Annotated in this window: 13 protein-coding genes; 4 read left to right on the forward strand and 9 right to left on the reverse strand. The window is 43.6% G+C overall.

The features are described from left to right. Positions 1-25 precede the first annotated feature (25 nt). Genes AC1DUD_RS09835 through AC1DUD_RS09845 form a run of 3 tightly spaced genes read right to left on the reverse strand, consistent with a single transcriptional unit; the run spans position 26 to position 5,774 of the window. On the reverse strand, positions 26-1,153 hold the full coding sequence (locus AC1DUD_RS09835) for an efflux RND transporter periplasmic adaptor subunit (RefSeq protein ID WP_477374098.1): 1,128 nt from the start codon (positions 1,151-1,153) through the stop codon (positions 26-28). Then, entirely contained in the window at positions 1,146-4,391 is a 3,246-nt protein-coding gene (locus tag AC1DUD_RS09840) for an efflux RND transporter permease subunit (RefSeq protein ID WP_477374100.1), read from the reverse strand. Before AC1DUD_RS09840 ends, AC1DUD_RS09835 begins: the two co-directional genes overlap by 8 nt. Positions 4,392-4,409: 18 nt before the next feature. After that, positions 4,410-5,774, reverse strand: a complete 1,365-nt coding sequence (locus AC1DUD_RS09845; RefSeq protein WP_477374102.1) for a TolC family protein — start codon at positions 5,772-5,774, stop codon at positions 4,410-4,412. 128 nt (positions 5,775-5,902) lie between these two features. Between AC1DUD_RS09845 and AC1DUD_RS09850 the strand changes: the two genes are divergently transcribed. The 4 genes from AC1DUD_RS09850 to AC1DUD_RS09865 are packed head-to-tail and all read left to right on the forward strand — an operon-like array spanning position 5,903 to position 8,622. Then, positions 5,903-6,853: a LysR family transcriptional regulator gene (locus AC1DUD_RS09850; RefSeq protein WP_477374104.1), complete on the forward strand. Its 951-nt coding sequence runs from the start codon at positions 5,903-5,905 to the stop codon at positions 6,851-6,853. Beyond that, positions 6,843-8,057 (forward strand): family 8 glycosyl hydrolase, encoded by a 1,215-nt coding sequence (locus tag AC1DUD_RS09855; RefSeq protein ID WP_477374106.1) that lies wholly within the window; start codon positions 6,843-6,845, stop codon positions 8,055-8,057. The genes AC1DUD_RS09850 and AC1DUD_RS09855 overlap by 11 nt, the downstream gene beginning before the upstream one ends. Positions 8,058-8,092: 35 nt before the next feature. Beyond that, positions 8,093-8,320 (forward strand): hypothetical protein, encoded by a 228-nt coding sequence (locus AC1DUD_RS09860; protein WP_477374108.1) that lies wholly within the window; start codon positions 8,093-8,095, stop codon positions 8,318-8,320. Positions 8,321-8,325: 5 nt separating this feature from the next. After that, positions 8,326-8,622 carry a type II toxin-antitoxin system RelE/ParE family toxin gene (locus AC1DUD_RS09865; RefSeq protein ID WP_477374635.1) on the forward strand — a complete coding sequence of 99 codons (297 nt, stop codon included), beginning with the start codon at positions 8,326-8,328 and terminating at the stop codon, positions 8,620-8,622. 8 nt (positions 8,623-8,630) lie between these two features. On the opposite strand, the gene AC1DUD_RS09870 is transcribed toward AC1DUD_RS09865, so the two are convergent. The 6 genes from AC1DUD_RS09870 to AC1DUD_RS09895 all read right to left on the reverse strand — a co-directional run bounded on the left by AC1DUD_RS09870 (position 8,631) and on the right by AC1DUD_RS09895 (position 21,603). After that, complete coding sequence (locus tag AC1DUD_RS09870; RefSeq protein WP_477374110.1) at positions 8,631-9,947, reverse strand: flavin monoamine oxidase family protein; 1,317 nt, start codon at positions 9,945-9,947, stop codon at positions 8,631-8,633. A 117-nt stretch (positions 9,948-10,064) separates the two neighbouring features. Beyond that, on the reverse strand, positions 10,065-12,854 hold the full coding sequence (locus AC1DUD_RS09875) for a glycoside hydrolase family 2 protein (protein WP_477374112.1): 2,790 nt from the start codon (positions 12,852-12,854) through the stop codon (positions 10,065-10,067). Between the two features lie 372 nt (positions 12,855-13,226). Then, positions 13,227-14,792 (reverse strand): FG-GAP repeat domain-containing protein, encoded by a 1,566-nt coding sequence (locus tag AC1DUD_RS09880; protein ID WP_477374115.1) that lies wholly within the window; start codon positions 14,790-14,792, stop codon positions 13,227-13,229. Positions 14,793-14,808: 16 nt separating this feature from the next. Then, a complete protein-coding gene (locus AC1DUD_RS09885) occupies positions 14,809-16,131 on the reverse strand; it encodes a vanadium-dependent haloperoxidase (protein WP_477374117.1) in 1,323 nt (440 codons plus the stop codon). A 10-nt stretch (positions 16,132-16,141) separates the two neighbouring features. Next, on the reverse strand, positions 16,142-19,756 hold the full coding sequence (locus AC1DUD_RS09890) for a VCBS repeat-containing protein (RefSeq protein ID WP_477374119.1): 3,615 nt from the start codon (positions 19,754-19,756) through the stop codon (positions 16,142-16,144). Positions 19,757-19,830: 74 nt separating this feature from the next. Then, positions 19,831-21,603, reverse strand: a complete 1,773-nt coding sequence (locus AC1DUD_RS09895; protein WP_477374121.1) for a RagB/SusD family nutrient uptake outer membrane protein — start codon at positions 21,601-21,603, stop codon at positions 19,831-19,833. Between the last annotated feature and the right edge of the window lie 9 nt (positions 21,604-21,612).

Below are 21,612 nucleotides of genomic sequence, written 5' to 3' on the forward strand. Positions count from 1 at the left end.
CTTCAAATCAACCAAATTCAAATTATTAATACTTCAAAGTCGATCCGTTCCTGATCTCATCTGAGGCTGCTTTTACCAGCTTGTCATCAGGTTTCAGGTCACCGCCGAAGATCTCGATGCTATCGCCGTTGCTCAGGCCTTTTTTCACATCAACCCAAACAGCTTTGTGGTCAACAACTTTTATCACAAAAACCTTTTCGGTTGAAGTGGCAACAGCCGTTTTAGGCACTACATAAGTACTGTCGCCGGCTGGCAGTGGCAGGCTTACTTCGGCAAACATGTGCGGAAGCAGTTTTTTATCTTTATTGTAAACGTCCATCTCCAAACGCTCGGCACGTAATTTTTCATCAAGCGCACCTGCTATGCGTTTTACCTCGGCGGTAAATTTTTGGCTTGGCAAGGCTCTCACCGTAAAATTAACTTCGCTTTTATTACTTAATGCACCGGTATAAACCTCAGGTACAGATACTACTAAACGTAAGCGGCCCTGATCCTGTATGGTAAACAATGGATCGGTACTTTTACCACCCGGACCAACATAGGCACCCAGGTTAACATTACGACTGGTGATCACGCCATCAAACGGAGCGCGGATCTCCAGGTAAGCCAAATTAGCCGATACCTCTTTCAAGCCGGATTTTGCAGCATCAATATTGGCCTCGTCGGCATTCTTTTTAGCTTCAGCCTGCTCCAGATCGTTTTGCGAAACGGTACCTGGGGTTTTGCTGGTGCTTACCAACCTGTCGTAAGTGGCTTTGCTGGCAAAATAAACTGCCTCAAACTGTTTAATGCGTGATTGTGCCGCAGCCAATTGTGAGTTGATTTCGGGCGCTTCAAGTACAGCCAGTAATTGGCCTTGATGCACTTCCGAACCAATATCAACCAAAAGCTTTTTAACGTAGCTGTTGGCTTTGGCATACAGGTCAACCTGCTGGTAAGGGATCAGCTCACCAGGAATGGTGATATTGCTGCTTAACCTGCCTTTAGTTAACGGTACAATTTGTACTGTTGGGGTTTCAACAGCTTCCTGCTGTTGTTCCTCTTCCTGCTGCTCCTTTTTTTCTTTATCATCTGAGTGGCAGGCGCTCATGGAGCCAACTGCCATCGCTAAAACAGCAAGCAGCAGTATTGATTTATTTTTTAGCTTATTCATGGTGGTGCAAAGGGACATAAAATTTACTTTCTTTATCTTCAGGATCTAATGAAACAGATTGAGTGGTTGTATTACCTTGTACCCAGGCAAAAACCAATGGTAATATCAGCAGCGCGGCAAAGGTTGATGCAATAAGGCCACCGATAACGGCACGACCAAGCGGTGATGTTTGGTCACCACCCTCACCTAAGCCTGATGCCATCGGGATCATACCTACAATCATAGCCAAACTGGTCATTAATATAGGACGAAGACGCAACGCTACCGCTTCACGGGCTGATTTCAATGCATCGCCATTGTGCTTGCGTAACTCTTCGGCATTGGTGATCAGTAACACCGCATTTGAGATAGATACACCTACCGACATGATCATACCCATGTATGATTGCAGATTAAGTGTAGCACCGGTGATCTTAACCAGCAACAGCGAACCAAACAATACCGCCGGCACAGTTGATAAAACCACCATCGACATTTTGAACGACTGGAAGTTTGCTGCCAGCATCAGGAATATCACTAATATCGCTACTAATAATCCTGATTGCAGGCTATTCAGCGTATCGGTAAGCGTTTGGCTCATACCATGCATTTCCACTGTTAAACCACGTGGTGGTTTGCCCAGTTCGTCAATTGCTTTCTGTACATCGTTAGTTGCCGTACCCAAGTCCTTTTTGTTGATATTTGCTGTTACCGATAGCGTTGGCACAGCGCCTACGTTATCGTCTTCGCCAAAGGTAGTACCGGTTTTAACATCAGCCACATCACCTAATACCGGGCGGGCCTGGTTTGCCAATACAGGAATCTCTTTAATATCATTTAAGCTGGCCATCTGGTATTCAGGCACCTGCACCTGTACAAGGTAGCTTAAGTTTGATTTTTCATCAATCCAGTTGTTCTTTTCAGTAAACCTTGATGATGAAGTGGATGCCACTAATGAACGTGAAATATCATTTAAACCCACACCAAGCTGTGCCGCCCGCTGCCTGTCAATATTGATATCAATAGTCGGATAATTGAACGACTGACCTATCTGCACATCGCGCAGATATTTGATGCTTTTCAGTTTATCAATGATCTTAAAGGCATACTCAACGTTCTGCTTTTTGTTTTTTCCGGTGATGGCAACTTCAATAGGTGTCGGCGATCCCTGGCTCAGGATCTTATCGGTCAATTCAATTGGCTCGAATGATAATTTAACATCTGGCAATTGCTTAGCAATCTCGTGCCTGAATTTTTCCTTCAGGTCATCAAGGTTCACTTTATAATCCTCAGTTAAACTCACCTGCATAACAGACTCCTGCGGACCAGCCATAAACAGGTAGATAGGGTTAGTTGAAAACGATGAAGGGTGCGAACCAACAAATGTTGAAGTAATAGCAATGTGGTTTTTGCCCACAATATCGCCCAGTATATGCGTTGCTTTAACAGCTATCAGCTCGGTACGCTCTAAACGGGTACCATCAGGTGCACGTAAACGTACCTGGAAAGTGCCTGAATTTACTTTTGGTAATACATCACGGCCAATGATATTGAATAGCAAAAATGCAAGGCCGAACGCTGCTACTACATAAACCGTTACCAGCAGTTTGCGTTTAGGCAGCATGCGGTCCATCAGGCGCATAAAGCTATCCCTGAATTTATCAAAGCGGGTAGCATCTTTACCTTTATGTTCAAGGGCAGCTTTCATAGCCCGTTCTTTTTGCTCCCATGGTTCGCCCTCATCTTCCAGTGCAAAACCATCTTTATGGCTGTGATCTTCGTGCTTGTTTACCATCACCCAGTTGGCCATGATTGGTACAAAGGTTTGAGCAAGCAAATAAGACACGATCATGGAGAAACCAATGGCTAATGCCAGCGGAAGGAACAAAGCACCCGGAATACCTGTCATAGTAAAGGCCGGAGCAAACACTGCCAGGATACAGAACAGGATCAGCAATTTAGGGAAAGCAATTTCCTTACAGGCATCCCAGATAGCCAAAGCTTTCGGTTTACCCATATCAAAGTGCTGGTGAATGTTCTCAATCGTCACCGTCGACTCATCCACCAGGATCCCTATCGCCAGCGAAAGCCCGCTGAGCGTCATGATATTGATGGTTTGATGTGCCAGCGACAGGAAGAATATAGCCGATATGATACAGGTTGGGATAGTGAGGATCACAATGAGCGCTCCTCGTTTATCACCCAAAAACAGCAATACCATTAAGCCGGTGAGTACCGCGCCTATCGCGCCTTCCTCCGCCAAACTTTTTACCGCGTTGATCACGTATATGGATTGGTCAAACACGAACGACAGCTTCACGTCATCAGGCAGTAAAGCCTGGAATTTAGGTAAGGCCTTTTTCAGGTTTTGAACCACGTCCCAGGTAGATGCCGTGGCCGATTTGGTGATTGGCAGATATACAGAACGTTTACCATTGATAAGCGCGTAACCAGCGGTAATATCTGCACCATCTTCAATAGTGGCCACATCCTTCATAAATACGGTTTGGATACCGTTTTTATACAACGGGATGTCTCCAAAATCCTGTACTTTCTTTATAGTAGTATTTGATGGGGCAAGGTAGTTGTAGTCGCCTATGCGTACGTTACCTGCCGGCGTATTCTGGTTATTCTCGCGCAGGGCAGCCACGATCTGATCGGGCGTTAAGTTATGCGAGCGTAACAAGTTAGGATCAACCTTGATCAAGATGGTACGCTGGTTACCGCCAAAAGGCGCCGGCGCAACAAGGCCCGGAATGGAGGTAAATGACGACCGTACATAAACCAATGCGTAGTCAAGCAATTCGTTATTGCTGCGGGTGGCGCTGCTCAACACCAGCTGACCAACCGGCAGCGTTGAGGCATCAAAGCGCAAAATAAAGGGCGGCTGCGACCCCTGCGGGAAGCTGGCCTGGGCGCGGTTGGTGTAACTCGTGACCTCCGCCGCGGCCTGGGCCATATTGGTGCCCTCGTAAAAAGTAACTTTTATTAACGTTAAGCCTTGTATATTTTTTGTTTCGATGCTTTTTACGCCCGATACGAAAAGTAACAGGTTAACATATTGCTTACCGAAGTAAGCCTCCATTTGGTTTGGGGTGAAACCGCCGTATGGGTGCGATACATATATAACCGGCAGGTTCAGATCGGGAAATATGTCGATCTTGATAGTCCGTACCGCATTTATACCGAAGAAGAACAGCCCGGCTACTATAACCAATATGGTAATTGGTTTTTGCAGCGCCCCTTTTATCATTCCCATTGTATATGTGTGTAACTGTTAAAAATTATTGATGAAGATCCCGAAATCGCCGGTAGCTGCCGATTTGAACAGCAATGCCTGCCATACGTTATTCAGGGCTATGTATTTATCAACTTCGGCCCGGTTAAGGGTATAAAGCGCCTGTGTAAAATCAACTATGTTTGATAGTCCGTTTTTATACAGTGTATATTTTTGAATGTAAGCGTTATTAGCGGCCGAAACCTCAACCGGTACCTCGTTCACATTTTTCAGGGCATTGCCTATGCGTGTTTGGGCCAGTGCACGCTGTGCTTCCAGTTGTTTATCAACCAGCTCATAATCATTCTTCAGCTGTTCTGAAGTATATTTTTGTGATTGTACCTGGTAATGGGTCCTGAACACGCTGGTAAAGTTCCATACCACGCCAACACCAAACAGGTAGTTGTAACGGGTTGGGTCAACACCTGCACCGTAACTGCCGGTATAACTTGATTGATCAACGCCATAATCCGACTTAAAGCCCGATCCCCTGCCCTGGTAAACACCGAAAAGGCTAAAGGTTGGCAAAGCAAAAGTGCGAAGGTATTTAGCCTGCTGATCGCTTACGTTTACCCTGTTTTGATAAAATTTCAAAGTTGGGTGATCGGTTGTTGCAACAGCGCTTAAAGCCTCCAGATTGTTTGGTTGCTTGGTAATGAAAGCGCTATCCAGCTGAAACTCCTGTGCCGGAATACCTAAGTAAATAGAAAGCTGGTTACTTTGATCCTGCACAGTTTGCTGGGAATTGGTAAGCGCTATTTTAGCATTAGATACTTCGGCGTTGGCCAGTGATGAATCTACACCGGGATTTAAACCGTTCTTTACGCGGGCTACAACTACTTTTTGCAAGTCCATAGCGCGGTTAAGGTTATCCTGCTGCGCCTTGCTAAGTTGCTGTGCTGCAAGGAGGTTTAAATAAGTAGCAGCTACTCTTACCTGGTGCTGAAATTGCTCCTGTACAAGATCAGTTTCATCACGTGATACGATGGTTTTTTGTACGCCTATCCTTTGCTTCGATCTACCAAAGGCGAAAAAATCCCAGCTTACGTTAGTTAAATAGAGCGCTCCGAAAGCAGCATTCCAGTTTTGCTTGGCCAATACCGGCCCGGATGAAGCTACAGAAAGCCCCCGGTAACCATACGATGGTCCGTTTTGGCCGTTCACTGTTCCGTAGTCCTGCTGCGCGGAGAAATTTACATCCGGCAGATACTCCGTTTTTGTTTCTTTGAGGTATGCCTTAGATGCGTTAAGCTGGTTTGCCTTCGATTTGATGGAAGCATAGTTAGCAAGGGCCATTTGTTCAGCATCCTTAATGGAAAGGACTTTTTGCTGAGCTTGTACGTGTAAGACATATGAAACACTCAAAAAAAACAGGAGTAATTTTTTTGCATTTGTGTTTAACATGAGGTGTATTTTATACACAGCAAATGTATTGCTATATGATTCATGAAAAAAATGAATTATTTTTGTGCAAATCATTAGCAAAACTAATAATGAATATCGCATTACATCATTTCAGGTTAGTAGATACCATTTCAAAAGAGGGTTCGCTGACCAAAGCAGCGAGCGCTTTACGCCTAACTCAATCGGCACTGAGCCACCAGTTAAAAGAGCTGGAAAAGGAACTGGATATAGAGGTGTTCCATCGCCAGGGAAAGAAGCTTCAGCTTACCGAAGTGGGCTATCGTTTTCTACGAAGTTCGGAAAAAATATTGGCCGAAATACGTACCCTTCAAGAAGATATTAATAACTATAAAAATGGCAAAACCGGCCAGCTGAATATTAGTATGCAATGCTATACAGCATACCACTGGCTGCCCGGTGTAATTAAAGATTTCAAGAGCCAATGGCCTGATATTAACATAAATATAGTTTCAGATGCCAGTCGCCGACCACTTGAATATCTCATGCGAGGCGACCTTGACCTGGGCATTGTGCGTACCCAAATGGTGAACACGCAAATTGTTTATGAACCCATTTTTGAAGACCAGTTAGTAGCCATTTTACCGGCCGATCATCCACTGGCAAAAAAGGCTGTTATTGACATCTGCGACTTCCAGGATCAGGAGCTGATCCTGGCCCTTTATGACCCCTCATACCAGGAAACTCCGGTCATCGAAACGCTCATTCAGGAGCAGCATGTAAAGCCCAAAACACTTAACCGGATCCACTACACAGATGCCACTATTGAGATGGTAAATGCAGGCCTCGGAATAAGCGTTATGGCCGACTGGATAGTGAAGCCATACCTTCCCGGTAAGCACATTGTTACAAAACCATTACATCACAGCATAGCAAAACGCACCTGGTACGCCGCTACCTGCAAGGATACACCGGTAATTCAGAACTTTTTGGCCTGCCTGAAAAACCATTTCTGCAAAACCGAGCTATTGTGCAATGATGTTGAAGAGGTTGCTGCTTACCCCGAACTGCGTGCGATATAATCTACTGCTATTTTTAATATTCATATTAAACGGCCTTAATGCACAGGTTGCACTAAGGCCGTTTCCTCAACACAGCCGGTATACCAACGGTACTATTAAACCTAATCACCTTAACCAGCAGCAACTGGATAAACAGGTAACCGCTTTTTACGACCAGTGGAAACATCGGTACATAAAACCCGGCTGCGATAAAGGCCAGTTTTATGTTTGGTTTGAAAAGCCTGGTAAAGAATGCGTATCCGAAGGGCAAGGCTATGGCATGATCATCACCGCAATGATGGCCGGATATGACAAACAAGCAAAAACCATTTACGATGGTTTATATAATTACTACAAAGCCCATCCGGCTAAAACATCGGCTTATTTAATGGCCTGGGCGCAGGTACAGAACTGCAAAAACCTCGACAGAAGTACAGCTACGGATGGCGATATGGATATAGCCTACTCCTTGTTATTAGCCGATAAACAATGGGGCAGCAAAGGTATTATCAACTATCTACAGGAGGCTAAGAACATAATGGCGGCAATCATGCGCTATGAGATCAATCCCAAAACGTTTTCCGTTTTATTGAGCGACGGCAGCGAGGACGACAGCAAGGATTACTATGACATGCGCGCATCCGATTTTATGCCTGCCAATTTTAAGGCTTTTGAAAGCACTTCGAAAACGGGTAAATGGCAAAAGGTGATTGACAATAATTACCGGCTTTTTGGCTACCTGCAAAAAACTTACAGCACTGAAGCAGGCCTTGTTCCTGATTTTATAAGGGGGATAGATAGGAAAGCCCGACCCGCCCAGCCAAACTATATGGAATCGGTATATGATGGTTACTATAACTACAATGCATGCCGGGTACCGTGGCGTATGGCTACCGATTATTTATTATATGGCGATAAACGCGCGAAGGATTTTGTGAGCCCGGTAAACAGATGGATCAGGCAAACTACCGATGGTAACCCTGATAATATTTCGGCAGGGTACACACTGGCAGGTAATGATATTAAGGGGCGTTATTTTGAGGCGCTAAGTTTTATTGCCCCATTTACGGTATCGGCGATGGTTGACAGAAGTAACCAACAGTGGCTTAATAAAATCTGGGATTATCTTGTGGCCTTTAAATTAAAGGATTATGACTATTACGATAATACCATCAAAATGCTGGATATGATTATTGTGAGCGGCAATTATTGGCGGGTGGAATAAATTGACACAGACGAATAATTTAATTAAATTTGATTATGCTTACAATTCAAGTAAAACTATCCGTAGAAGACATTATCAATTCATTACCCGATTTGAATGCTAATGAAGTTAATAAACTCCAGAACGCTATTACCGTATTGAAAAACGAAGAAGCATTACAACAGGCGATTAACGAGGGCTTAGAAGATATAAAACAAGGTAGGGTAACTCCTCACGACGTGGTAATGCAGGAAATTAAAGCCAGATATAACTACAAAGCGTGAATTTCATGGTTTTATGGTCGGACAAGGCCAAATCAACTTATATCGAAATAATTGAATATCTGGAATATAAATGGACTGAAAAAGAAATTAACGCGTTCATTTCCAGAGCTGACGGCGTAATCATTAAAATAAGCAAAAATCCTTATTTATTTCAGCAGCATAAAAATGATGCCTTAGTCAGGCAAGCTGTACTACATGAAAATGTTTCGCTCATATACCAAATTTCAGAAGATCAAAAATTAATTAATCTTATTACATTTTGGGATAACAGACAGAATCCAAATAAGCTAAAAGTAAAGTAACTTCTCTTCTACTCATACCCCAACAACATTTCAGCAGCCCTTAAACCACTGGTAAGCGCTGCTTCAACAGTTCCCATGGCTGTGCCTTCATATAGATATTCACCTGCGAAAAACAGGGTATCACCAATTGGGTGACTTAATATTTTCCGTGCTTCTGCAGTCTCCGTAGTGTCATAGCTGTATGATCCGCGGGAGAACGGGTCGACAGTCCAGTTTATGACATTCCAGGTGAGGAGTTTTTCTTTCAGTTTTGCAATATCTATCTTAAAAATATTGGAGATAGATTCAAGCGCTTGCATCAGCATCTCCTCGTCGCTGGTATTTAAACGCGCGGCTGCGGGCGGGCCGCCAAGCCAGCCGGTAAGCAGCGGACGGTGCACCGGCATCTGTGTCCACCACACCGGGACGGCTTCCCCCGAAAACAGGAAACCCATATCTTCCAGATTTGCACCGGTCATTTTCCGGGTTTCGTCGCTGTACCAAAAGGCCTCATCAAATTCCAGCAAAACTTTGATCACCGCGCCAAAACCAAGCGATTTTAAAGCTTTGATATAATAATCAATAGGCGGGTCAAAACTTAGAGTACATTTTAATCCTGTCTCAGCCTGCAAAATTCCAAGCGGTACAGCAACCAGCAGCTGCCTGGCCTGGTAGGTTATCCCGATATCGGTGCTTACCGTAACATGATGCTGTGCCCAATCAATATCCTTCACAACAGCATTAAGGTAAATATGCCCTCCGGCTTGTTTAAATTCATTTGCCAAATAGATGATCAGCACACAATAACCACCTTCTACTCGGTACTGTGCGTCTTCATGCTCATTTTCCCACTCTTTGCGAATAGAAAAGGCGCTGGCTTTTTTAGGATCGGCATTATCATATCCCGACACATATCCGCGCACCGATTCTCTGAGGCCAGCATATTGTTCGCCCGAAAATTCCTGTTGCAGGAAATCTTCAATGCTTATGTCATGCTTCAACTGCATGATGTTTTCCAGAAACTCATCCCAATGTTCAATAACATGACCTTCGGCTATAAACTTCCCATCATCATACCTCCACATGGAAGCGGAAGCCGGGGTATATTTAATACCGGCTTCATTGAGCAGGCTTTGGGTAACGGGCAAATCGCCGTGAATAAACTCAGCGCCCAGCTCTGCGGGCTCTAAAGAAGTACCATGTTCCAGCGTATGGATCCGGCCGCCAAGCCTGTTTCGTCCTTCGAGCAATACAACATTTTTCCCAGCTTTGGCAAGCGTACGGGCAGCCATTAAGCCTGCAGCTCCACCTCCTATTATAATTACATCTGTGTTTTCCATATGCAATAAGTGTTGGGAAAGATAAGCAGATTTTTAAAGTTTTATATAAGCACACAAGGCGCAAAGACACTAAGAAAAATCTTTGCGTCTTTGCGCCTTTGCGAGAATATTAAGTAAAAAAGCTTACTGCAAAGCTATCACTTGCTTATCCAAATTCCAGCCTTCAAGTAATACAGCAGGTTTGACCGCGCCCAGCTTTGCCAAAGGGGCGCTTACCGATACCGTGATGCTTTCATGCGGGGCTAGACTGAAATAATTGCCTGTCCAATAGCTTGGCATTACTTCTTCACCGTTTTTCATCAACTGTGGGCGAACAAAGAATGCCAGTTGGTTAGAGTTGTTAGTGAACTGCAGAGTCCATTTATTTTCACTTGTACCTTTTTCGGCTTTAAGCACTTTTGCCTGTACCTGTGCATGTTTCATATCATTCAAAGAAGTAAAGTCGTCGGTAGCCGATAACCAGTATAGGTTGTGCGATACTGTTTTACCTGCCGCATTTGTAAGGTTCAATACTACAAAGCTTACGCCTCTGGTAGCGGCAAGCGCATCTTTAAGTTGAATTACTTCTTTAACACCTGTTTGTGCCAGTCCTACATTAGCAACCTTTGCCGATTTGATCAGCTTACTGTCGATATCATAAATATTAGCCGTTGCTGTTAAGCTACCAGTTGCATGATGAGTACGGTTAATAATAGCTATTGATGAGTTATCATAATTATACTGAATATGGATAGGTTCACAAGCATTTTGCATGGTGTAATAGCCCGCATTAGGTTCCAGGTACCAATCATAAATTTGCCATATTACGCTTGGCAGAGCCGCGTTCAACTTCCAGAGCATTACGCCACCGGTTTCGTTTAGTTTATGACCATCGGCCTCGAAAATCCCCTGGTAACCTACAGCGTTCATAAGCTGCATCTTGTCGGAGAAATTTACAATGCTACTTGGCTTACCATATCTTTTAGCCATCTCTTCATAATACTTATCGTACTTACCTGCGCCAGTAGCTGCATCATGGTAGCCCCATGAATTATTAAGCGGAAAAGGCAAATTAGTATCCCAAACCAAATTAGGGATGATCTTTGGCAATGTAGTATACGGCGGCTGCGATGGCAACCCGGTTTCGTCTTTAAACACCCAATCCTTAGCATCATTCGCCAGTTTATAATAGTCTTTAGGATCTTTCCATTCGTATGGACCACCGCTGTAAACACCTGATGGCATCTCATCGGGCCATGAACCTTTCCAGCCGGCAGGTAGTTTAGCAAAACCCGACGAACTTGGAATGAACGGACGCGTACCATCTAAAGTGATGATATCATTACGCATTACATCATATAATTCTTTGCGGGCATGACCTTCATTACCGCCTGTCCAAACCAATAGGCTTGGGTGGTTGCGGATGCGGTAGATGGTACTTTCCACATTTTTAATGAACACGTTGCCTTCCAGCGGCCAATCAGGTGAGCCTTTAAATTCGCCCTGCGTATCGCCGGTGATCCAAAAGTCCGACCATACCATTTGCCCGTATTTATCGGCAGCATTCCAAAAAGCATCCGGCTCAGTAACGCCACCACCCCAAATACGCACCAGGTTTACATTGGCATTGCGGCACAAATGCATCTCATAATCATAACGGGCCGAATCTCGGTTCACCATCATATCCGGAACCCAGGCCCCACCTACCAAATGCACTTCCTTGCCGTTTACATAAAACTTACGGCGCACAAATCCATTGGCAGTTGTTTCGGCCTTTGAAGCTACCTTACGGATCCCGAATACAAAAGTAGTATCGTCGCTTAGAGTAGTTCCTTCTGCATATTGTAACCGGATTCGGTACAGGTTTGCCCTTCCGTAACCATTAGGCCACCATAATTTAGGCTGACGAACGATCAACTCACTGATCTTATCAGCACTTAACTCAACCGTTTTTTCAGCACCGGCTGGCACCACAACCGGCTGGCTCAACTGAACCGGTACACCTGCAAAGTTTTCGGGCTTTATACTGATGCTTAGCTTACCACCATGCGTTACAGTAGTATTGTTAGTTAGTGTTAAGTTTAATGAAAGTTTAGCCATGCCGGTATCAGGCAGGTTTGGTAAATCAGTAACCAGTTTTGGCCTGCCGATAGTTACCGCACCTGTAGTACGCAGGAAAACCGGCTGCCAGATGCCCATATTACGGTCGCGCACCGGCGGGATCCAGTCCCAGCCTGATGAGCAGAGCATGGTTACGTTTTTGCCGATGTCACCTGTAGGGCCACCATTTTCATAAAACGGACCGAGAGCTTTCAACTGTTCTTTTGCAGGATAGCCCGGATAATCGAGCGGATAAATTTTTACGGCAAGGACATTTTCGGCACCTGCTTTAACCGCGTCGCTTACATCCAGGTTATGTTCGGCAAACATACCGGCCATTTGGGTGCTATCTGCAATTTGTTTACCGTTTAGCCATACGGCCGCGCGGTAGTTGATACCTTTAAATATCAATTGAAAACGACGGCCTTTGTCGCCGGCAGGCACTTTAAAAGTAGTACGGTACCAGTAAGACTTTTTCCAGGGATTAGGGTCGTTAGGTAGATGACTGTATTGTTCCAGGTTGTATTCTTTGTTAAACTGATCGGATGCATCGGGAATCAGCATATTGTTCAGGCCCTGGTATGGGTCAGGATAAATATGGTTAGCAACCAGTCCGGTCAGCACTGTTGAAGGTACTTTTACGGGAAACCAATATACCGGCGAATGATATTGTGTACTGGAAAGCTCGGAGCCTGAAGCACTCACTAAGGCTGACGATTGCAGATCGAAATTGCTTAATTTAACTTGTTTTATAACTCCTGATTGCGCCGATACAAAGGCAGGCAAAAAGCAGGCTGCTATTACACTTAAAGCAGAACGGATACTTTTGTTCATTTAGTATATCAATAAATATTGTGGTAAAACTACTTAACATACAACCAGATACATCTGTACTTATTTATCAATTTGTTGTACAAATGATACGTTTTGGGGCTTAGTAAAATATTTTACTGATTTAGCGACACGTTTTTAAAAATGATCCACTTAGGGGAACCACAAAGCCAATTTTGGTATTGACACATCAATAACAGCAGATTAAAATAGCGTTAAAAACGCAAGCCCAGGCCGGGCACTCATTTGTAACCTACATGTACTCATATTTTGGACGAATGGCATTCCTACGAGTATAAAAGCCCCCGGCAATAAAATATAAAGCTGCTTTACTTTTCTTCCTCCACTTTCCCCATTTACAAATTTCGGATAATCTTATTTCCTGGTGTGGTTTTCAAGCACTATCAATGGCAGGTGCTGATCCCAGTTAGGTTTAAAACCATCCTGGAACATAAACCCGTCAGCGTAGTTACCTAACACCAGATCGGGCTTGCCATCATTATTCAAGTCTGTCATTTCCATACACATCCAGTGCCCAAGCTTACTAATCGGTAAAGCATGAGGTTTAAAATCGAATGGTTTAGCCTGCTCAAAGTAAACAAACTCTTCGGCAGGGGTATTTTTCATATCAGCAAAGAAAGCTATCGTTGCGATATCAATATCACCGTCGCCATCAAAATCGGCAGCTATGGCTTTGGTGCAACCGTTTATAGGGTAAAACCAGCGTTGCTTAAAATTCCAGTCGCCGGTGTTGGTAAAAATATATAAACCATGGTAAGGTTTCAGGATCCGAGAATCGCGGTAATTATAGCCACAGGTTAACACCAGGTCAAGCTTGCCATCATGGTCCATATCAACCAACTGAAAGCTGCTTGAGCCATACACTGGCGGAAAATGAAGCAGGTTACGCGTAGTAAAACCTCCCTTTTTATCATTCAACAATAACCAAAGGCCTTCATCGCCGCTGCCTGTCAACAGCATCACATCCGGCCAGCCATCATTATTAAAATCACCTGCAAGTGCCTGCGCAGCACCAGGCTTGCTGTAAATTGTTTGTTGCTCGTAAGTACGATCTTTATTTTGTTTGAGCAGGTAAACTCCGCCTTTAAACTTCCCCTGGCCGCAAACTACAACATCCTGTAAACCATCTTTATCAAAATCACCGGTTATGGTACCTACAGGGCGGGGCAGGTCAGATGCGATATAAGTTTGATCGTCATTAACCACTTTGGCGTCAAGATTAACCTTCACCACTTTGCCGTTGGGAAAATCAACAGGTGCCATACGGCCGATGCAGGAAAAAAACCCCACATTATTACCCACACTATCCTTACCAAAACTAACCCCAACCGCGGCTGATGGCAATTTAGCAAGCGAGTCCATTTTTAAATTGCTATCCCAAATATTCAGCTTTTCGTCAACCGCATCGGCACTGTATAATTTATGTGTAGCGGGATTGGTAGCAATCATGGTAGTAAAGCTTTTATAACTTACTGGTGAAGGCCTTTTAAGCGTAAAACCAGCCCAATCATTTATTAATGGATACGGCTTTTTAGCGGGTAATAAAGAATCAGGTACTGCTTTTTTGTAATAATCCAAAATGGCGGTCCATTCGGCAATAGTAGCGCCGGTAGTATCAAGCGGGTTATCCTTATAGTATGATGAGCCACCGTAAGTTGAGATGTGCAGCAAAGGTGCCATATTAACCAGTGTATGGTTAAGCCAAACATCTTTTGGCAGCGCATCAACGGGCACTAACGAATGGCAACGGGTGCATTTTAATTGCACCAGGTTTTTACCGTCAACTATAACATCGCCGGTAAACCTATAAGGTTTATATGCCGGTTTACGCTTGCAGCTATTGATAAGTGTTAAACCGGCCAATAATGCAGAGAATAAAAAAAGGTATGATATGGTTAATAAGCTCTTTTTTAAATTCATAAAATAGCTCTTGCCCTTATTTTTTAAGTTTTAATTTTTTCCAGATGTATTCCCCTACCTGTTTACCTTGTACAGCACCCTGATTAACACTGTTGCGGAAGTGAATACCGCCATAAAACCTGCTTATTGAAGTTTCATCGGCAGCTTTCAAAAATGAGTCGAAATGACGCTGCATGCCAATGTAGCGCAAGTCGCTGGTATCCTGGTAGGCGAAATTATCACCAAATAAATGTGTAAGCACCACAGCTGATGCCCCACTGATATCACTATGCCCGCTCGGATACTCGGGGAATGGCGGCGTTTGCAGCATCGGCAGCCAGTCGTGGTCAATTTTATCATTAATGATGGTCACCGGCCTTATATAGTTAGTTTCATACTTCACTTGCCAGCCGCAAATAAAGGCATCAAACAAAGCTATTGAAGTAAGCGCGTAGGCCTGTGCGGTTTTTGCAGCGTCGGCATGGGTTTGCTTACAGGCAATAGCGGTTATACCTATCCAGTGGCCGCCCGGAGTGATTTTCTTATTGGCAAACATCATGTGGCCATTATGCTGGATCACAAAAGGGTTATCATCCCAAAAGCGGGCTATCTCTACCTGCTGCGGGGTTATGTTTTTACTTTGGTCATATACTTCCTGTGTTTGTTTGAAGTACTCGCTGTTTTTATCCTCGCTAAAGGCTGGCGGAGGAGGTAATGGGAACATGGTTGAAGTATCAACAGCAAAAGTGTGCATAGTACCCCAGCAAAACTCAACGCCATCAAGATAATCAGGCGGTGTTGGGTGCCAATTACCGGGATTATCATTACCCAAAAATCTCGGCTTACCGCGGGTTTGCGGATAATTATCAACCGACGCCCTTTTTAAGATGTACTTACCTATCTTTTCGCCAAATGCTACTGAGCGGGCATAAGTTGAATCATCAAGATTATCTTTATACATGGCATAAACATTAGCCTCGTATTTTTTAAGCGAATCGATGGAAAAGGTAACCTTATGCGCAACCGCAAAAAAAGCAGATGTAGCTGCAAGTGTGTAATTATATTTTACCCCGGCCTGCGGTTGAGGCGGTTTGCCAAAGCCGCGTAACTGTGCGGTAATTGAGTTGTATTCAGGATTTTCATAACGAAGTGCCTCATATGCTGCCAGCGTAGTATATCCATAAATACGACTTGAAACCGGTGGGCTGAACACATCATAAATAATAACCTGCGTAAGCTGATCAACGTTGTTATGAATAACATCGGCATCCTTAATCAGCGGTAGTTTCTTTGGTTTGCCCCCGCAACCTAAAATAAGCGCACAACCCGCAGCGGCTATAAATATCTTAAAGCATCTCATTTATAATAATTTAGTTAATTGGTACATTACGTTGATGGCCGTAGCTGTCGGTTACAGTTATTGATGCCATGTTATCATCAATATTAATGAATCTACCCGATTGCGACAAGAAAGAATTACCATTATAAAACTCCTGTTTAGCGGTTTTACCATTCTTATATTTTATAGTTGCAAATGCGTCAAGCGGCTGCAGATCATAAATTTTCACGGGGCGTTTTAACTCAAATAATTTCATGGCGTCACGGTTTTGGGTAGCGGCAAGCAGGTAATTGCCTTTAGCGCCTTTTAGTTTAACCAAAGCCTTACCATCGCCTGGAATATAAATACCGCTTTGCATAATGCTCAGCGGCTTAAAGCCACCCTTGCCATCTCCTTTAAGCAATAAACCGTTAAAAGCATCATAACGGCCGGTTGCAACCTCAGTGCCATAATCATTGCCGTTTAGTGCAACATCAAGGTTACCATCGCCATCAAAATCGTCAACAGTAATACCGCATAGTTCAGACATCTGCGCTTCAACCGGCAATGGAATGGCTGTAAATTTGCCGCCGCCGTCATTACGTAAATAAACCGATTGCAGGTAATTAACCTTCAATCGTATCGCCCCCTCACGCATTTTTGGTGTTATCACCGAGTCCATGGTGGCTGTTGCAAATGAGCGGTAATTCTGGAATTTAATTCGCATACTGATCATTTGCTTCACAATATCATCGCGGCCAAAAGCCGGAAACTCCTGCAGCTGGCCCTTTTGATCTTTCAGGAAAACTGATGGGATGGCATCATAACTACCATTGTTGTCAAAATCTTTGGCAGTGATATAAATAGGATATTGATCAGTTGCCTTATAAAAAGTATTGAGACCGGTGTTACCTACAATGTAATCCGTATCGCCGTCATGGTCAAAATCGCCTGCTGCAATGGTATTCCACCAGCCAAGCTTATTTTCAACCCCGGTGCTTTGGGTTACATTTTTGTAGATGCCATGATCATTTTTAAGGAAAGTTATTGGCATCCATTCGCCGGTAAGGATCAGATCCGGCCAGCCATCATTATTAAAATCGGTGAAGGTGGCATCACAAACCAAACCTGCCTTATTCAATTCTTTAGCTACAGATGCCGATACGTCGGTAAATTTAATAGCGCCATTTTTGCTATCGTTACGCAAAATAAAGCTTGATACCGGCTTGGGATAATTCCATGGATCAACACGACCAGAAATAAACAGGTCCATTTTGCCATCGCGGTTTATATCTGCTGCCTTTACACATAGCTTGCTGGTGAGGTTTTTAGGAAGGGCATCAGGCTGTAGTTTGAAGTTTCCTTTACCGTCGTTAACATAAAGCCTGTCCTGATAATTTGATGAACCGGGCTCACTTTCATAGCCGCCGCTGGCAACGTAAAGATCAAGGTCGCCATCGCCATCGGCATCAAAAAGCAACATACCTTCGTCTTTAACCCTTACCGGCGATAACATGTGCGCCATATCATTAGGGTTACCAGCCGGGGCAGCAATTTTAGGCTGAAACACCAGGTCGCGCTGAACAAACTTACCGTTGGCTTGCTGCAATAATAACTGGGCCGGATATTTGGTAGTGCCGCCCACCACCATATCATCAAAACCATTGCCATCCACATCACCAACCGCTACAGCCGGTGTATATTCCGAAAGTTTGTGCGGAAGCAGTTTCTGAACGTTAAAGTCGATGTAGTCCTGATCATTATGCTTGTAGGTTATGCCTGCCGATTTAGTGACATCTTTAAACAATGCAATGTTATCAACCGAAGGCTCTTTGTTACTATAATCAAGCTTTGCATCAGCAATTTTAACTTGTATTGTTTGGTTGGTTTTAACGTTGGTAAGTACCTGCTTTTTACCATTGTCCCAGCGGATCACCACTGAATCGAGTTTTGATACGTTACTTAAACCGAAATGGGCAATATCCTGTATGGTTGATAAATAACCGCGGTAAGGGGTATTTTCATAGTATTGGTGTTTACCGTGATCGTAATAAATATCAGCAAAAGCGCCAAGGCCATTCAGGTTTTTTGAGCCCCCATGAAACTGTATATGTAAGTAGTTGTTACTGTTTATTACATTTTTACGAGATGTATTTTTGTAGATGAATGCTTCATCATTGATATTGTTGATCACCATATCCATAGTGCCATCATTATCCAGATCGGCATAAGCGCAACCATTTGAAAACGAAGGAGCACCAAGGCCCCAACTTTTGGTAACATCCTCAAACTGTACACCATTAGTATTACGGAAAGCATAATTAGGTATTTTCACAACTGGGATCTGGTCAAGCACTTGCTGGGTTGACGCTACCGAAAAGGCCATTTGCCTGAAAGTTATAAAATCATGATCGGTTACATCCCGCGGATAGCCGTTGGTTATCACAATATCGCGATAGCCGTCATTATCAAAATCGGTTATCATTGGCCCCCAGCTCCAGTCAGTTTGGCCAACTCCGCTTAAAAAAGCAATATCGCTGAATGAAGGATCCCCAATAGAATCATTGTCGCCAATTCGCGGACCATTGTTTAATTGCAGCGTATTACGGGTGTACTGGTATTGGTATTTATACCTGTCAAAGTTTTGAAATACCTGATAGTTATTAGGTGGCATGAACATCTTTTTACGGTAATTGTCTTCAGGGTTCATGTCAACCTCGAAAACATCGGCAAGGCCATCGTTGTTCACGTCTTCAATATCCTGCCCCATGGAACTAAAGGCGGTGTGTTTAAAATACTCCTGTACTTTATCAGTAAAAGTGCCGTTACCGTTATTGATGTATAAAATATTGTCGGCTAAAAAATCGTTGGTTACATAAATGTCTTTCCAGCCATCGCGGTTAATATCAACAATGGTAGCCGCGTGGCCATAGCCTTCGGTACCGATGCCTGCCTGTTTAGACACATTGGTATAAACAGGATGTTTTAGTACTGGGTTCCAGTCGCAACGGTAAAGCTGCCCTGTACTGCGGTGAGTTCCGTTAGTAATTATCGGTCTGAAGGTACTTTGATTATCTCCTGCTACGGCCTCGTTAACAGTGAGGTACATATCAAGATCGCCATCGTTATCATAATCAAAAAACGAGGCCATTGTAGAGTGGACCTTCACATTAAGCCCATACTCCCTGGCCATTTCTTTAAAGCGGGGCACACCATCTTTACCTATCCCCTGGTTTACATATAATAGGTTAGTGCGCTTAACCGAATCATCGAGCAGGGTATAACATACATATATATCCATAAGGCCATCGTTGTTAATATCAACAACAGCTACACCCCTGCCCCATCCGCCGCTTCCTCCAACACCGGCGGTTGCAGTTACATCATCAAATTTCATATCACCTTTGTTAAGGTATAGCTTATTTGATGTGGTATTGGCAACAAAGTAAATATCCTGCAATCCGTCGTTATTAAAATCGCCGATTCCGACCCCCCCACCATTATAAAGATTAAGCTTGGTAAGCGGATTTATGGTGTCATTTTCGACAATTTTATTATTAAAGGTAATACCCGAGTGCGAAGAAGGGATCTGCTCAAAAAGTGTCGCTTTTTTACAGGCGCCAAATAAAACGGCAACGAGGCATGCAAGGGGAAAGGTGTACTTCATTATCAGTTAGTAAACTATAAAAAAAGGTGGAGACAATTATCTCCACCTAAAGTTAATTATTTAAAAATCAATGATTAATTATAACCAGGATTTTGTTTAAGTTTTGAAGCTCCTGTTGAACCAGAAAGGTCGATTTCGCTTTGAGGTATAGCGTAGTATTCGTTTCTACCTTTGGTAAAGTGGGCTCCGTTTAGCTGTGAGTTAATGTTTATATCGTATGCAAAGAAAGTATTGATCTCATCAGCCATGCTGCCGGTACCCTGATCCCAGCGTTGTAAATCGAAGAAACGCTGACCTTCCATTGCCAATTCAATTTTGCGTTCAAAATGAATAGCTGTACGGGCATAGGTTTTGTCAGCAAATGCTCCTGCAGGGTATGGCTTAACCAAATAATTATCAGCAGGATCTGTTTTTAACGTATACTCAGATTTTGAAGGATCATAAGCCGTGTTTTTGTAAACCCACCAAATAGGGTTTGCAGCACGGTTACGCACCAGGTTAACATACTCCAAAGCCTTATCAGTGCTACCTACTTCAACTTCAGCTTCGGCTGCCATCAAAAGGACATCGCTCCAACGCATTAAGTTAATGTTATTCGAAGTTACCTCATTAGCTGCCCAGTAATTTTCAGTACTTGAGTTTGTACCTTTTTCGGCAGATGAATAAACATTTTTACGTGGATTGAAAACACCGTCTGTAGGATCACGTATCCAGCTTGCCGGAGGATTGCCCCAGTCAAGGTATGGAACATTAGGACGTCCCATGGTGATATCGATACGAGGATCTAACGTACCGGTATAAGGATCGGTTTTACCGCTTACTTTTTTGCCTGTGTTAAAAGTTGTAAACAGAGGTAAGCCATCAGCGCCTGTTTTAAAAGAGTTACCTAATGATTGTGAAGGATTAAACCACCCGCAGCATGCACCAGGGCCGCTGTTATAAGGAAAATTCAATTCATCACCAGTGTTACCATTATTACCGCCCGAGTTATCGTTAACCGATGACTGCGCAGCAAAAACCGACTCAACACTGTTTTTTTGACCAGCCTGCGGGCTGAAGTTTTTCTGCATGTTGTCGTTCAGTGCAAAGTGATCGCCGCTTGGTTTGGTGCCGTTAGGTATCAGGTTATCATACAACGCTTTGGCATCGGCAAATTTGTGCTGAAACATTTTTGCTTTAGCCAGGTAAGCTATAGCAATCCATTTGTTAGCACGGCCTTTTTGTGCCTGAAGGGCAGGGATATTGTCAACACCTGCTTGTAAATCAGCTTCAATATTAGGCCAGATATCCTTATCGTTGGGCTGATTGGCATCAGTTTGCGTTTCATCGATATAAGGAATCATGTTGTACATTTTCTTAAGCTCCATGTAATAGTAGCCTCTTAAAAAACGAGCCTCGCCGGTAATCCTTTTTACATCATCCGCGCTGATATCTTTAGCCAATGGAAGCGTACGCAAAACGTCATTAGCCCTGCTTACACCGTTAAAACAAAGCTGATATTTTGATTTGATATAAGCATTGGAAGTGGAATAAGTAAAATTACCAACAGGCAAAGCATCATTACCACCATCTGATGGTTCTGAACCTTTGTAAGCATCGCCCGCGGCAACACTGCCAAACAACCAGTTTGAACCTGCCGCGTTTATACCGCCGCCATTACCGCCCACACCATCTAACAGTGAGTAGGTACCAATGAGCAAGCTTTCAACACCGGTTTTATTGGCCACGATATTCGGGCTTAAGCTTTGCAGGATGGGCCTGTTAAGCATATCCTTACGGCAAGCGTACACCAGGCACACCAATAGTAGTACTATTGGTATGATCAGTTTCATTTGAATTTTTTTCATAACTTTTAT

The sequence above is a fragment of the Mucilaginibacter sp. P4_A11 genome, from assembly GCF_056402535.1.